This is a genomic window from Microbulbifer maximicatervae (SeqCode), assembly GCF_052468095.1.
The window spans coordinates 955,426-969,826 of record NZ_CP174332.1 but is presented as its reverse complement, the minus strand read 5'-3'; the positions used below and the strand labels follow the sequence as shown (position 1 = coordinate 969,826).

Genomic DNA, 14,401 nt, shown 5'->3' with positions numbered 1-14,401 from the left:
TATGAACTTTTACGTTCACCAGGACAAAGCCAAGCACAGCAGTCGTTTGCTGGTTTTCCTGTTCAGCCTGGCCCTCATTGCCCTAATTAGTTTGAGCACCCTGGCTACGGCGTCCATGGTGTCACTGTCTCGCGGCCAACCATTTACTCCCTTTGAAGTTGTGCAACTTCTGGGCTGGGAGACCCTTGGCTCAATAGCCTTTGTCATCGGTACCGTCGTTATCCTGGGCAGTCTGTACAAGTTCCATCAATTATCTCCTGGGGGAAAGGCTGTGGCGGAATCCCTGGGAGGGCACAAACTTAATACTTCCGCGCGAACTGAGCGGGAAAAGAGAGCACTCAATATTGTGGAAGAGATTGCTATTGCAACAGGTATTCCGGTACCCGATGTCTACATCATTGAGGACAGCACCATCAATGCCTTTGCCGCTGGCCAAAACCCTACCGATGCCGTTATTGGCCTGACGCGGGGCTCCTTGGAAAAGCTTACCCGGGAGGAGCTACAGGGCGTTGTTGCCCACGAGTTCAGTCATATTCTCAATGGAGACATTCGTCTAAACACCCAGATCACCGGGCTGTTACATGGAATCTTAATTATTGGACTTTTGGGACAGCTCCTTGTCAGAAGCCCGGCACCCCACCGGCGCGTAACCCCCATAAGATATCCTCTACTAGGCCTGGGAATAACTCTGATTATCCTCGGCTACACCGGTACGCTAATCGGCAACCTGATCAAGGCCGCTGTCAGTCGGCAACGGGAGTTTCTTGCCGATGCCTCCGCAGTACAATTTACTCGCAACAACCTCGGTATTGCCAACGCGCTGAAAAAGATCGGTGGCCGCGATTTAGGCTCAGAACTCAGCAGCCCCAACGCAGCAGAGTTTAACCATATGTTGTTCGCGGTTGGGGTAAAACGCTCCCTGCTCAGCCTTTTTGCCACTCACCCTCCACTGCCAGTGCGCATCAAGAGGCTAGAACCCACCTGGAATGGCCTATTCGCCAATACGGAAGAACAGGTAAAAAGTGAAGCCGAGACTGTAAAACTCAGTGAATTGCAAAATCCGCAGCTCGCCATGGCCGCTCCTACGACGCCTTTCCAGGCTGCTCTGGATGCAGTGGACAACAGTATTGCCAAACCAGATACACACCAAGTTGAGCTTGGACATCAACTGCTGGGTTCTATTCCACCCCTTATCCAACAGGCTGCACACGAACCTTTTACCGCCCGGGCACTGGTCTACTACCTTCTTCTGCACAAGGATAAAACCGAGCGAGACAAACAGCTAAACCTCTTGGAGAAAATTGCCCATCCTGCTGTTATCCGCGAGATGAAAAAACTCACACCACATATGGAATCACTGCCGAGCAACGCTCGCCTCGCATTGATTGACCTATGTATCCCGGCCTTACGTGCCCTAGTCCCTCAGCAGTACCAGATCTTTAAACGAAATCTTATCAAGCTTCTACACAGCGATGGGAAAGTTGAAGTTTGGGAATGGGCCCTGTACCGGGTATTAATGCACGCGCTCGACGGCGCTCCAGATCGACAGCGCCTGTCCCATAGCAAACATGCCAACAAAGATGCTTCACGATTTATCATTGCAGCCATCGCCCATGCGGGAAACAGCCAATACCTTCCAGCAAAACGTGCTCATGAGAAGGGACTCAGTGCTCTCAGGCTTGAAATAACCCCGCTACCCGGCATCGCTGATATCACCCTGCCAAGACTGGACAAGGCCATTGCAATCGCCAGCCTTATACCGCCCCTGGAGAAACCCGACTTACTGAAAGCGATTGTGATCACCTTGAATCACAATGGGGTAATTAAAGCGGAGGAGATCGAACTGTTAAGGGCCGTCGCTGACAGCCTGGACTGCCCTATGCCACCGATTGTCGATAAGTCTAGGTAGCCGCACAACGCCAGCACAAATGCTGGCGTTGTGAAACCTTAATGGGCGTGGTGCTGATAAACCGGCCCGATGCCCACACTCCATAAAATGACGGAGCCAATAAGCACCGTAACCATCATTACCAAGGCAACGGTTAATACTGCACAGGCATACAGAAATGCTCGATCCTTATTCATATTCATCAGGATCGGAATGCCAGCAAAGACCAGGTAAATAGAATACATCCCGGCAATGCCTACCGACGCCATCGTGAGCCAGGGGTGTGGATAAAGGACGACGATACTCGCCAGGAAGATTGGCGTAGTAATAAACACCGCAAGTGCCGTGCCTTCATAATGGCGCGTGGGCTCATCTCCCTCAACTCCGTAGGATCGCGCCATCCAGTTAATAAACTCTCCGAGGCAATAGACGCCAACCAGCAATGCAAAATAAGTAACAACCGACAGAACAGCTGCACTTTCAGGTGTCAGCTTTGCCAGATGTCCCCCAACCTGAAAGCCTACCCGGGTAACCCCAAAGTAACCGGCCACGGTAGGAATCAACGCCAGAAGCGGCACATGAGTTACAAACACCTCAAAAAAAGAATGGCGATCAGCGCGTATCGCTTTCCACTCTTTTTCCGGGTTGGTAAGAATACCTATTGTATGACTGAGTATCCGCACACCAAATCTCCCTTCCAATGCCCTGCTTTGCAGTATCGGTGGCGCACAACAGATTGACCAATGCCAAAAGGGAATTAAGCGTCACTTTCAAATTTACTTGATTTATATCAGCTGTGGACAGACAGGCAATTTCGCCCGCTGCGCTTTGCTTTATAAAGCGCTTGATCAGCCGCTTTAAGGATACTCTCGGGTTTCTTTAGTTTTTTATTGCGGTGGGCAACGCCAATACTCACGGTAACTTTTACTGGCTTCCCCCCACCCTTCCCCCTGAGCGAAGCCCCTGCGGAAAGACGCCCCGATGACCTTAGGCGCAGTGGGTAACTTGAGATTTTCTCCCTGATTTTTTCCAATAAAGCTTCTTTCGCCTGGCGACTGCGGCCCGGAAGATAAATAACAAACTCCTCACCGCCATAGCGAAACACGGTACCGTGAGAGTGGCGCGCGAGTTGAGCCGCAACCATTTGCAAAGCCTGATCACCCACCTGATGGCCATAGCGATCATTCAGCTTTTTAAAATAATCGATATCAACCATGGCAAGACTGTAATTCCATGCTGGCGTCAGCATCTGATAGCGGAAGGCCCGCCTGGAATGAAGCCCAGTCAGCTCATCGCGAAACGCCAATTCATAACTGGCCCCAAGCAGCGAAGCGACCAATAATATTCCGGCTACAGAGCCGGTAAACTCGAGAGGAAGGCTCAACCAAACACTGCACAACAGCAAAATAGAACAGCTAAATAGACCCATAGCGGTGGGGCCAGGGTAGAGAAAAAGTAAGGCAAAAGCACCGAGAGCGGAGACAGCGCCAATCAATTGTGGCAACGAAAATACGTCGGGTAAAAACCCGGACAACCCGCTGGGCAAATTCTCGACAGGAAATGCCAACCTCAGCGGCGCGCAGCAATCATAGAGCAAGACAAAACCCACCCCCTCAGCCAGCAAAAACAGGCCCCATAGCAGCCCAAAAATACTGAAGACACTGCGATCACGGCTGCAAGTAAACAGAACAAGATTTACTGCAACCAGTGAGAGATAAAGCGGGAGATCCCTGTGCAAGCTGGGGAGCAATTGGGAGTGAGCCGCTATGTATAGGGCCATGATAAGCAGTGCTGAAAGCGCAACCCGGCTCGAGCGAAAACCAAAACTGAGCAATACCGCCACAGCCAATAATAAGACTGGCAACTGCGGACTGTATAAGTGGGTCAGATCAATCCAGGGAAGATACTGCGCAACGAGAAGCACCAGAAGCATCCCTGGCAGCCAAATAAAGCGCAGCCATTGAAGGTATGGCGGCATGACATTCGCGGCAATAAAAGATAACGCGCCATTATACGGACTTGGGACAAGCGTATACCCGGAACTAGGTCACAAAATTGAAGCGAAGGGGGGAGCTGGCAGGGCCTTAGAAATCTGCCCTACCAGCGAAAAGGAGCACTATTTAACGACACGCAGAGCCGGTTTTTTCACCGATTTTTTACCCAAACTGGTGGGTGGCGTCGGTTCGGGCGGCTCTGGAGTTTCCTCGGCCTCAAATACCATCCCCTGCCCGTTTTCCCGCGCGTAGATTCCGACCACAGATCCCACTGGAACTTGGATATCTGTCGGAACCCCGCCAAAACGGGCGTTAAACCTGATGGCGTAATTATCCATAGTCAGACTGGCAACCGCTGATTCCGAGATGTTCAGCACTATCTGACCATCGTCGTTCACATGTTGTTGCGGCACCAAAACACCGGGGAGGTGCGTATCAACCAGAATATAAGGAGTGCACCGGTTATCGGTTATCCACTCGTAAAACGCCCGCAGAATGTAGGGACGATTGGATGTCATGGCCGGCTTGCTCACCAGTATTCCCTCAACGCATTTCCCGTTCGTATTCGGTCAGACTCTGCTGGAATGCCTCGCGGGCAAACAGGCGGTCCATATAGTCCAGCAACGGCTTAACCTGTTTGGTTTTCGGAAGGCTGATTTCAAACTGCTCGAGGCGCCACAACAGCGGGGCCATGCAGCAATCTACCAGAGAAAACTCTTCATTAAAGAAGTACGGCAGGTCGGTAAACATCGGAGCGATACCAACCAGGTTGTCGCGCAGTTCTTTGCGAGCGGAGGCCGCGTCCTTACCACCGGCAAGGATCTTGTCCACCAGAGGACACCAATCGCGCTCGATACGATGCATAATCTGGCGGCTCTGCGCGCGGGCAACCGGGTAAACTGGCAGCAGCGGCGGATGCGGGAAACGCTCGTCCAGATACTCCATCATCACTTTGGTCTCGAACAGAACCAAGTCGCGATCTACCAGGGTTGGCAGGGAGTTGTAAGGATTGAGGTCAGCGAGTTCAGCTGGTTTATCATCGGCGTCCACATCGGTGATATCGACGGAAACCCCTTTCTCTGCAAGTACGATACGTACTCGGTGGCTATAGTGGCTGCGACCATCGGAGAAGAAGGTCATCGAGGAGCGCTTGTTGGTAGGCACACCCATGTTCAAACTACCTCAAACTTTAAGCCGGCTAGAGCCGACCATTTATTCAAAATATAAAAGGGCAGTGAGTAAACCCACCACCCATTAGAGACAAACTAGCGACGGCTTTAGTGGTGCACGTCTTTCCAGTATTCGCGGTTCAGCAACCAGGCGAAGATAAAGAACACAAAAATAAACGCCAGCACATAGAAGCCAACACGTTTGCGATCTTCAGCCATCGGCTCAGCAATGTACTCCATAAAGTTGACGAGGTCATACATTGCCCCATCAAACTCTTCAGGTGTCATAGAGCCTTTCACCTTACCCACCTCCAGACTACCACAGGCAGCATCCATAATCGGGTTGCCGAGCTCATCGCGGACAACTTTACCGTGGTCGCGCTTAGGGCCAGGGGCACACTCCTGCAAGCCTTGCAGCTCCATCAGAACGTGAGGCATGGCCACACTCGGGAAGACCTTATTATTTACCCCGGTAGCACGACTGTCGTCCTTATAGAAGCTGCGGAGGTAAGTGTAGAGCCATTCCGGTGAGCGAGAACGAGCAACCAGCGTCAGGTCCGGCGGCGCGGCGCCGAACCATACTTTGGAATCATCTGGACGCATGGAGATCGTCATCAGGTTGCCGATTTTGTCATCACCCAAAACCAGGTTCTCCATCATCAACTCAACCGGGATATCCAGGTCAGTGGCCACACGCTCCCAACGGGAGTAATTGGCACTGTGACACCCCATGCAGTAGTTGACGAAGTACTTGGCACCGCGCTGCAGGGACGGCTTGTCCCGCAGATCGATATTGATGTGATCCAGCTCCACTTCAGATTCTGCACCTACCGCTTTAATCGGGATAAAGGTCAGCAGGCCGACAACGATAATACCGATAAACAGGATGCCGAAAGTTTTACCACCAGACGGGCTGGTTACACGCTCGGGCTCTGGGTAAACCTCATCGCGATTGGTAATCCAGGGCAGCAAAGTAAAGAAGGCAGCGAGCAGCAGAGTTACAACCACCATGAAAGTATTCACGGAGTAATTAGCTACCGCCATCCACAGGAACAGCACGCCGAAGATGACACAAACAGCCCAGGAGCCAATGCCTTTCTTACTCTTCGGATTCGTCCAAACCGGCATGGTCAGGAAGAAGGCGAAGTAGAACAGGGTCGCTACCTGAGACAGGAAGTTACGATCCGGGGTCGGAGATTTAACACCCAGGTAGCCAAGGATAATAAATACTGCAGCAAACAGAAGCAGCAAGCCCTTCGGCAACCAACCCTTGTAGCGGATCGAGCGAACCGGGCTCTTGTCCAGCCAAGGCAGCACAAACAGCACAGCAATAGCGGCACCCATAGCTACCAAGCCAAGGAATTTCGCAGTAAGCGGACCGATATCCATGGTAACCGCACGCAGGATTGCGTAGAACGGCGTGAAGTACCAAACCGGAGCAATATGCGGTGGTGTCTTCAGCGGGTTCGCTTCTTCGAAGTTAGCGTACTCCAGGAAGAAGCCGCCCATTTCCGGGAAGAAGAACACAACAGTTGCGAAGATAAACAGGAATACCGCGATACCTACCAGGTCGTGAACAGAGTAGTAAGGGTGGAAAGCAATACCGTCTTTGGGGATGCCATTCTCATCCTTGTTCTTCTTGATCTCGATGCCGTCTGGGTTGTTGGAACCCACTTCGTGCAACGCCAGGATATGCAGAACTACCAGCAATACCAATACCAGCGGCAGCGCAATAACGTGCAGGGAGAAGAAGCGAGTCAGGGTAATACCAGAGATCAGGTAGTCTCCGCGAATCCACTCAACCAGGCTATCGCCAATGCCGGGAATTGCTCCAAACAGGGAAACAATTACCTGGGCACCCCAGTAGGACATCTGGCCCCAGGGCAGTACGTAGCCCATAAAGGCTTCTGCCATCAGCACCAGGTAGATACACATACCGAAGATCCACACCAGCTCGCGGGGCGGCTTATAAGAGCCGTACATCAAACCGCGGAACATATGCAGGTATACCACCACGAAGAAGGCAGACGCACCTGTGGAGTGAAGATATCGTATCAACCAACCCCACTCCACATCGCGCATGATGTATTCAACCGAGGCAAATGCCTCCTCGGCAGAGGGGTTGTAGCTCATAACGAGCCAAATACCGGTCAACAGCTGGTTGACCAGGACCAATAGGGAGAAAACGCCGAAGAAATACCACAGGTTAAAGTTTTTGGGCGCGTAGTACTTGCCCATGTGCTTATCCCAGGCCTGGTAAATGGGTAGTCTCTGATCTACCCAATCACCGAAATCTGCGAGCCATTTCATGCGGTGCCCTCCTGGTCTACGCCAATCACGATTACATCGTCGTTTTCATAGGAATAAGGCGGCACCTCCAGGTTGGTAGGCGCGGGAACACCGGTATAAACACGGCCAGCCATATCGTATTTGGAACCGTGACAGGGACAGAAGAAGCCACCCATCCACTCATCGCCACCCAGATCGGCAGCACCCACTTCCGGGCGGTACATAGGCGCGCAGCCAAGGTGCGTACACAGACCAACCAACACCAACAGCTTTGGCTTGATAGAGCGGTTTTCCGGATCTACATAAGCTGGCTGGATAGACTCCTCGGAGTTAGGGTCGCGCAGTAGAGGCTCCACTTTATCCAGGTCTTGCAGTATTTCATCGGTACGGCGCACAACATAGACCGGCTTACCTCGCCACTCTACAGTGACCATTTGGCCCGGTTCAACTTTGCTAATATTGTATTTAACCGGAGCGCCCGCAGCTTTCGCCTTGGCACTCGGCTTCCAGGAAGCGACGAAGGGAACGGCAACCCCCACCGCACCCGCGCCACCAACAACTGAGGTGGCAGCGGTTAGAAAACGGCGCCGTCCTACATTTACACCGTCATCACTCATGACGTAGTTCTCCCATCACAGCGACCCCGATAGCCCGGAGATTCGCTGGCCCAAACCCAAAAAGTCTTGAAAGAAGTCCCGCCCCGGCAGATTGCCCGCGCGAATAAACCCCACAAATCAAGCGGATACAAATCGGCGCAATGTTAAAGAAAATGCCAATTTGATACAAGGCAATGCTATGGGGAACGTCGGGAATCACGCGGCGAAACCGCGATAAATCCAGCAAAAGTCATAAGAGCGCTGGATAACCACAGATACGGGAATATAAAAAAGCCCGGCAAAAGCCGGGCCAAAAAGAAAGCTTAACGCTTGGAGAACTGCGGCTTCTTACGCGCTTTGCGCAGACCCACTTTCTTACGCTCAACCTCACGGGCGTCGCGGGTAACATAACCAGCGGCGCGCAGCGGTTGACGCAGCGCTTCGTCGTACTGCATCAGGGCACGGGTCAGGCCGTGACGGATAGCACCCGCCTGACCAAAGGAACCGCCACCTTTAACAGTAACAGTGATGTCGAATTTCTCGACCATTTCAACCTTTTCCAGCGGCTGACGCACGATCATGCGAGCCACTTCACGGCCGAAGTATTCGTCCAGAGTGCGACCGTTTACGGTGATCTTACCTTCGCCTGCTGTGAGGAATACACGAGCAGTAGAGGTCTTGCGGCGGCCGGTACCGTAGTATTGAGTAGTTGCCATCAGATTTATTCCCGTTTAGATCGCCAGTTCAATCGGCTGTTGAGCCACATGAGGATGTTCACTGCCGCTGTATACTTTCAGCTTCTTGAACATGGCACGACCCAAAGGACCTTTCGGCAGCATGCCTTTAACGGCGCTTTGAACGGTGCGCTCGGGCGCTTTTTCGATCAGCTTTTCGAAGCTGATGGATTTAAGACCACCAGGGTAGCCGGAGTGGCTGTGGTAGATCTTGTCTTTGGCCTTGTTACCGGTCACGCGAACCTTTTCTGCGTTGATTACAATGATGTAATCGCCAGTGTCCACGTGGGGCGTGTATTCAGGCTTGTGCTTGCCGCGCAGGCGGGTTGCGATCTCGGCAGCAATACGGCCGAGGGTCTTATCCGCAGCGTCAACAATGTACCAGTCGCGTTTTACCGCCTCTGGCTTGGCACTGTAAGTCTTCATGTTATAAACACCTGTAATATGACCCCCAGAATTAGGGGCCGTCCCACAAAAGAGCGCGGATAGTACAAAAGGAGTGTATGCTTTTCAAGCGGAATTTACCCCGACTCGACAGACTTATTCGGGGCGATGGGGCCGCTCCAGATATTCGCGGGACTGCATCTCCAAAAGCCGACTCACCGTGCGCTCAAACTCAAACTTAAGATTCCGGCCGACGTACAACTCCTCAGCTGGAACCTCCGCAGAAATCACCAACTTCACGCACCGGTCGTAAAATTCATCTACCAGATTAATGAAGCGACGCGCCTGGGCATCCATACGCTCATCAAACTTGACCACCGACCCCAGAAGCACCGTATGGAACTCCCTGGCCAGCTCGATATAGTCATTTTGCGATCGCGGCCCATCGCATAGATCCACAAAATCAAACCAAGCAACATCATCCGCTACTTTCAAGGCTCGAATTGGGCGCCCCTCCACTTGCAGCTGAACCTCGCTACGAGCTTCGCAGCCGCTGACACTCAGCTGTGAAAAACTCTGCTCCAGAGTGTTATCCGCCTCAGGTCCCAGCGGAGAATGATATAATTCCAATATCTCCAGGGTGCGCAGCCGGTAATCGGTACCGCTATCGACATTAACCACCTTGGTGTACTTCTCCAGCAGATCAATGGCCGGAAGAAACCGTACCCTCTGCAACCCATCCTTATATAAGCCTTTGGGCACAATATTCGAGGTCGCCACCAGGGCCACCCCCCGGCGGAACAACGCATCCAACAGACCGGCCAATATCATGGCATCGGCAATATCTGAGACGAAAAACTCATCAAAGCAGAGCACCCGAGCGCGGCGGGCAATCTTATCCGCCACCTTCTCCAGCGGATTCTTCTCCCCTGCGTACTCCTTTAGATCCTGATGAACTCGACGCATAAAGCGATGGAAATGGGTGCGCTGTTTTTCCGCGAATGGCAGGGACTCAAAAAACGCATCCATTAGGTAGGTTTTTCCGCGGCCTACCCCACCCCAAAAGTAGAGACCCTTCTCGGGCTCATTAGCGCGACTGCGAATGCGGGACAAAAAACTGATGATCGCACCGCGCTCAGACCGGGCCACCAGGCGCCGATGAAGATCCTGCAGCTCCTCAACTGCCTGACGCTGGGATTGATCCTCAACAAAGTCCGGACGCTGAAGATCACTCTCATAACGCTCAAGAGGGGAAGAAAATAGTGGTTTGGCGGGCAACATAGAGGAAAATTTCTTCGACTACTGAATAACTGGCGCGCACTCTATCAAATTCAACCATTCTACGCATAGACCGCGGAGAGACATGGTTGGCACCCTTTACAACAGTGCAACTACCCGAAATAGCCAGCCCTCCCCGCAAACTGGAACCAGGCACTAACCATTCTGCCGCAATTGACCGACAACATTAATTGTCAGCGTAATAATCGCGTATACTGGCCTCTCTATTATGAGGGGCAATAGCCACGAACGCGGGCTACCCAAAGTGCAGAAACCGGCTGGGCCAAGATTGGCAGCCTCATCTCTCCACGAGGCGATCTGTACAATAAAAAAGCAAGTTGAGGAGGTAGTAAGTGCACTCTACATCGGTATTAATTCTAGTCGGCGTCCTCGGTATGACCCTGGGTGCATTCCTCGCATTCCTGGCTGTGCGCGGGCGTACCAGTGTGGAGCGCTCAGAGGAACTGGAGCAGAGACTCCGCGAAGCCAACAACAAACTCGAAGATTTCCAGTTGCAGGTCAACGATCACTTTGACCAAACGTCACAACTTGTTCACAACCTCACCGAGAGCTATAAAGAGGTTCACGAATACCTATCTAATAGTGCGCTGCGCTTATCCAGCCAGGATATTGGCCGCCAGATGCTAAAAGCCGGCAGTGGAAAATTAAAAGACAACGATGAGAAATTGCAGGATATAGAGCCGCCTCGCGACTGGGCCCCCAAGGAACCTGGTGCCAAAGGCACGCTTGCTGAGGACTACGGACTCGAAAAAGAGGCCCATGAGAGCAGCTAATAATTAACAAGCTGTACGAGATGATGAAACGCAGATTTCCAAGAAATAAAAAAGGCGGGTAATCACCCACCTTTCTTATTCGGTACTTACAGGCTCTGATAGTAATCCATCAAAATCTGCGCCACTTCAGGGCGAGAAAACTCTGGGGGCGGCGCAATACCATCACCCAACATTTCACGTACTTTAGTACCTGAAAGCAGAATAAAGTCTTCTTTCGTGTGATCAGGAACATCACGCATCATCACCACCTTATTCAGCTTTTTGGAATAAGCGGTGTGGTCAGCACGGAAAATTTCAATCTCAAGAGCGCCTTCGGGCACCTTTTCATCGAAGATTGTCTGAGCATCGAAAGCGCCGTAGTAATCGCCAACACCGGCGTGATCGCGACCAACAATCAGGTGGCTACAGCCACAGTTCTGGCGGAACACCGCATGCAATACCGCTTCGCGCGGGCCAGCATACAACATATCGAAGCCATAGCCGGTCACCATCACAGTATTCGCCGGGAAGTACAGCTCTACCATCTTGCGAATGGAAGCATCGCGCACCGGAGCGGGGATATCACCTGGCTTCAGCTGGCCAAGCAGCATATGGATCAGCACACCATCGGCTTCCACCCCGTCGAGGGCCATCTTGCACAGCTCTTCGTGCGCGCGGTGCATCGGGTTGCGAGTCTGGAAGGCTACAACCTTATTCCAGCCACGCTCCTTGAATTCATTGCGAATCTCAACCGCGGTGCGGAAAGTATCCGGGAAGTCATTCTGGAAGTAGCTAAAGTTCAACACTTCGATCGGGCCCGATATCAGAGTTCGACCCGCAGACTTAAAGGTTGCGACACCGGGGTGTTTCTCATCCAGAGTGCCAAACACCTGCTCAGCCATGGTGTCCATTTGCTCTTCTGAAATGGTTTCGATCGCCTCAACATCCATCACGGCGAGAACCGGATTACCCTCGACATTTGGGTCACGCAGGGCTATACGGGAGGCACCCTCAATTTCACTGGCGTCTTTAACAACATTAACAACCGGCACCGGCCAGAACAGGCCATCTACTGTGCGCAAGGTTTCAGCAACACTCATGGCATCTGCCAGGTTCATATAGCCGTGTAACGGATTGAAGTATCCTGCCCCAAGCATTACCGCATTAGCGGCAGCTGCCGAACTGACCACGATTGACGGTAGGGACTCCGCTTCGTGCATCAACTGGTGATGCCTCTCACTGTCATATACAAAGCGTGGCTGAAGTTCAACGCTGCCATGGGGGCGAACTAGGGACATTTAGGTCTCCAAAAACAGTAGTTACCGGTTAGTCTTAAAATTTCGATTGGCCATTATACGCATCTATCGTAAGCGACCAATGCCATTGCCATACAGGAGTTAGATTATACCTCCCAAATTCCACTCCCTGAGCAACTCCAGGGTCTCAAAAACCAAGCAAGCAGACCCGGACACTGGGCAATCGCTATATAGTGGAGTGAGAAATACAAGCACCCTCCAATTAGGCTCACAAACTGCCCCTCTGTCCAAGCCATTTTGTAGAGCTCCTATATGCTAATTGTTGTGCCGTGAACAACCACCCAGCCAAAAGAAACTATTTCCTCTAACAAAGTCCATGTGCAGCGATTCCGCCCGGAGACGTGTGTATAATCAGCGCAAAGAGGAGTCACGAGTGTCCCAAAACCGATTTTTACAAGATTGGATCCTACCAACCCTGGTAGGCCTTGCCATGGCTGCCCTGCTCTTGGTTATATTCCCACAACTGCGTGGTATCGCCCCTGAGGCCAATGGAAATAATACCCAAGGTCCGGTTTCCTATGCCCATGCCGTCAATGTGGCAGGCCCTGCTGTAGTCAATATCTACACCCGAATGGCCATGCCACAACGCCAGCACCCTCTGTTCAATGACCCCCTTTTTAGGCGCTTGTTCGACAACATGGATGTCCCGCAAAGACAGAGGATGCAATCCAATCTTGGCTCAGGTGTCATTGCCAGTGACAACGGTTACATCCTGACCAATCATCATGTAGTCGACCAGGCAGATGCCATTGTTATTCTTTTAGCTGATGGACGGGAAGCACAGGCAAGACTCGTCGGAAGCGATACAGATTTTGACTTGGCCGTCCTCAAAATTGACCTTGACGGCCTGACCTCCATTTCTGTTGGTGAGCCCGACAGAGCACAGGTGGGCGACATCGTCCTCGCAATCGGCAACCCTTTTGGAGTCGGGCAAACTGTGACTCAAGGCATTATCAGTGCGAAAGGCCGCCACCTTGAAAACTCAGGTACCGGCAGCTACTTACAGAACTTTTTGCAGACAGATGCTGCGGTCAACCCTGGAAACTCTGGCGGCGCACTGGTTGACTCTCAAGGGCGTCTGCTCGGCATCAACACCTCAATTCTCAATCAATCCGGCTATTCAGGCGGAATCAGCTTTGCTATTCCTGCCAATATTGCCTTCAAAGTCATGCAAGATATTATCGCTTACGGACGGGTTGTACCCGGCTGGCTGGGCATTGAAGCTACTGGCATTAGCCCTCAAATGGCCAAGGAGTTCAATTTAAACTCTACTGGTGGCGTATTAGTAACAGCTATTTACAATGAGGGCCCCGCGCACATTGCAGGTCTTCAGCCCGGAGATGTCATCACACATATTGACGGTCTCCCTATCGGCGATGGCAAACAGGGAGAGGCCACCATGGCAACTCTGCGCCCCGGCGATACCATCTCAATAACCTTTATTAGAGAAGGTGCTTCCCATACAGTTAATGCCACAGTTTCAGAAGAGCCACAGACAAAAACAGCAATAGAATAACCCCTCAAGGAGGAGCCTCCATGCGCTCAATGGTTTTAGCTCTGCTTTTTACAATAACTGTAACTCCCGCAGTAGCGGAAGATAAGGAAGACTTACAAAAACTGCTGATTGATTTTATCAGCAAAGCTGCCTCTGATCCCCAGGCCCACCAACGCTTTTGGGCCGAGGACCTGGTATACACCAGCTCAAACGGAAAGCGCTTTGGCAAAAGCGAAATTATGCAAGGAATGCAAACACCTCCCACTGAACCAGTGACAACGAGCTATGCCGCCGAGGAAATTGACATTCGATTGTTAGGAGATATCGCTATTGCTGCATTTAAACTATCGGCTAATGACAGCAGTAAAGGGGAACAAAGCTATTACTTCAACACCGGCATGTTTGTTAAACGAGACGGTGAGTGGCGCGCCCTAGCCTGGCAGGCTACCCGCATACCCCCTACAGAATAAGTGCACTATGTACAC

14 protein-coding genes are annotated in these 14,401 nt (G+C 51.9%); 4 read left to right on the top strand and 10 right to left on the bottom strand.

The genetic code is table 11. From position 1 onward, the window contains the following. The first annotated feature begins 1 nt into the window (after nt 1). Nucleotides 2-1,909 carry a M48 family metallopeptidase gene (locus tag ACJJIL_RS04220; RefSeq protein WP_445361265.1) on the top strand — a complete coding sequence of 636 codons (1,908 nt, stop codon included), beginning with the start codon at nt 2-4 and terminating at the stop codon, nt 1,907-1,909. A gap of 38 nt (nt 1,910-1,947) precedes the next feature. On the opposite strand, the gene ACJJIL_RS04215 is transcribed toward ACJJIL_RS04220, so the two are convergent. From ACJJIL_RS04215 to zapE, 9 genes are all read right to left on the bottom strand, one after another. After that, complete coding sequence (locus tag ACJJIL_RS04215; protein ID WP_413663026.1) at nt 1,948-2,571, bottom strand: Yip1 family protein; 624 nt, start codon at nt 2,569-2,571, stop codon at nt 1,948-1,950. A gap of 107 nt (nt 2,572-2,678) precedes the next feature. After that, nucleotides 2,679-3,866 carry a GGDEF domain-containing protein gene (locus tag ACJJIL_RS04210; RefSeq protein ID WP_445361264.1) on the bottom strand — a complete coding sequence of 396 codons (1,188 nt, stop codon included), beginning with the start codon at nt 3,864-3,866 and terminating at the stop codon, nt 2,679-2,681. Nucleotides 3,867-4,004: 138 nt separating this feature from the next. Beyond that, nucleotides 4,005-4,400 (bottom strand): ClpXP protease specificity-enhancing factor, encoded by a 396-nt coding sequence (locus tag ACJJIL_RS04205; RefSeq protein ID WP_108735312.1) that lies wholly within the window; start codon nt 4,398-4,400, stop codon nt 4,005-4,007. 25 nt (nt 4,401-4,425) lie between these two features. Then, nucleotides 4,426-5,052 carry a glutathione S-transferase N-terminal domain-containing protein gene (locus tag ACJJIL_RS04200; RefSeq protein WP_108734210.1) on the bottom strand — a complete coding sequence of 209 codons (627 nt, stop codon included), beginning with the start codon at nt 5,050-5,052 and terminating at the stop codon, nt 4,426-4,428. A gap of 107 nt (nt 5,053-5,159) precedes the next feature. Beyond that, nucleotides 5,160-7,361, bottom strand: a complete 2,202-nt coding sequence (locus ACJJIL_RS04195; RefSeq protein WP_444896358.1) for a ubiquinol-cytochrome c reductase — start codon at nt 7,359-7,361, stop codon at nt 5,160-5,162. After that, nucleotides 7,358-7,957 carry a ubiquinol-cytochrome c reductase iron-sulfur subunit gene (gene petA / locus ACJJIL_RS04190; RefSeq protein ID WP_445361263.1) on the bottom strand — a complete coding sequence of 200 codons (600 nt, stop codon included), beginning with the start codon at nt 7,955-7,957 and terminating at the stop codon, nt 7,358-7,360. Before petA ends, ACJJIL_RS04195 begins: the two co-directional genes overlap by 4 nt. Before the next feature lie 302 nt (nt 7,958-8,259). Beyond that, a complete protein-coding gene (rpsI, locus tag ACJJIL_RS04185) occupies nt 8,260-8,652 on the bottom strand; it encodes a 30S ribosomal protein S9 (protein ID WP_413663030.1) in 393 nt (130 codons plus the stop codon). A gap of 15 nt (nt 8,653-8,667) precedes the next feature. Beyond that, on the bottom strand, nt 8,668-9,096 hold the full coding sequence (rplM, locus tag ACJJIL_RS04180) for a 50S ribosomal protein L13 (protein WP_108734214.1): 429 nt from the start codon (nt 9,094-9,096) through the stop codon (nt 8,668-8,670). 114 nt (nt 9,097-9,210) lie between these two features. After that, the gene (gene zapE / locus ACJJIL_RS04175; RefSeq protein ID WP_445361262.1) at nt 9,211-10,335 is read right to left on the bottom strand and encodes a cell division protein ZapE; all 1,125 of its coding nucleotides are present in this window, start codon (nt 10,333-10,335) and stop codon (nt 9,211-9,213) included. Nucleotides 10,336-10,685: 350 nt separating this feature from the next. Between zapE and ACJJIL_RS04170 the strand changes: the two genes are divergently transcribed. Continuing rightward, nucleotides 10,686-11,126 (top strand): Z-ring associated ZapG family protein, encoded by a 441-nt coding sequence (locus ACJJIL_RS04170; protein WP_157954137.1) that lies wholly within the window; start codon nt 10,686-10,688, stop codon nt 11,124-11,126. A gap of 86 nt (nt 11,127-11,212) precedes the next feature. On the opposite strand, the gene sat is transcribed toward ACJJIL_RS04170, so the two are convergent. Beyond that, entirely contained in the window at nt 11,213-12,403 is a 1,191-nt protein-coding gene (sat, locus tag ACJJIL_RS04165; RefSeq protein WP_444925708.1) for a sulfate adenylyltransferase, read from the bottom strand. 391 nt (nt 12,404-12,794) lie between these two features. On the opposite strand from sat, the gene ACJJIL_RS04160 reads away from it, so the two are divergent. Both ACJJIL_RS04160 and ACJJIL_RS04155 read left to right on the top strand, forming a co-directional pair. After that, on the top strand, nt 12,795-13,937 hold the full coding sequence (locus ACJJIL_RS04160) for a S1C family serine protease (protein ID WP_444907494.1): 1,143 nt from the start codon (nt 12,795-12,797) through the stop codon (nt 13,935-13,937). A gap of 20 nt (nt 13,938-13,957) precedes the next feature. Beyond that, complete coding sequence (locus tag ACJJIL_RS04155; RefSeq protein WP_445361261.1) at nt 13,958-14,386, top strand: nuclear transport factor 2 family protein; 429 nt, start codon at nt 13,958-13,960, stop codon at nt 14,384-14,386. Nucleotides 14,387-14,401: the final 15 nt, after the last annotated feature.

Bases quoted from the DNA above. Each gene is read 5' to 3' on its own strand.
- ACJJIL_RS04200 (WP_108734210.1), bottom strand. From the start codon at position 5,052: ATGGGTGTGCCTACCAACAAGCGCTCCTCGATGACCTTCTTCTCCGAT.
- ACJJIL_RS04155 (WP_445361261.1), top strand. From the start codon at position 13,958: ATGCGCTCAATGGTTTTAGCTCTGCTTTTTACAATAACTGTAACTCCC.
- ACJJIL_RS04195 (WP_444896358.1), bottom strand. From the start codon at position 7,361: ATGAAATGGCTCGCAGATTTCGGTGATTGGGTAGATCAGAGACTACCC.
- rpsI (WP_413663030.1), bottom strand. From the start codon at position 8,652: ATGGCAACTACTCAATACTACGGTACCGGCCGCCGCAAGACCTCTACT.
- ACJJIL_RS04205 (WP_108735312.1), bottom strand. From the start codon at position 4,400: ATGACATCCAATCGTCCCTACATTCTGCGGGCGTTTTACGAGTGGATA.
- sat (WP_444925708.1), bottom strand. From the start codon at position 12,403: ATGTCCCTAGTTCGCCCCCATGGCAGCGTTGAACTTCAGCCACGCTTT.
- rplM (WP_108734214.1), bottom strand. From the start codon at position 9,096: ATGAAGACTTACAGTGCCAAGCCAGAGGCGGTAAAACGCGACTGGTAC.
- ACJJIL_RS04220 (WP_445361265.1), top strand. From the start codon at position 2: ATGAACTTTTACGTTCACCAGGACAAAGCCAAGCACAGCAGTCGTTTG.
- petA (WP_445361263.1), bottom strand. From the start codon at position 7,957: ATGAGTGATGACGGTGTAAATGTAGGACGGCGCCGTTTTCTAACCGCT.
- ACJJIL_RS04210 (WP_445361264.1), bottom strand. From the start codon at position 3,866: ATGCCGCCATACCTTCAATGGCTGCGCTTTATTTGGCTGCCAGGGATG.
- zapE (WP_445361262.1), bottom strand. From the start codon at position 10,335: ATGTTGCCCGCCAAACCACTATTTTCTTCCCCTCTTGAGCGTTATGAG.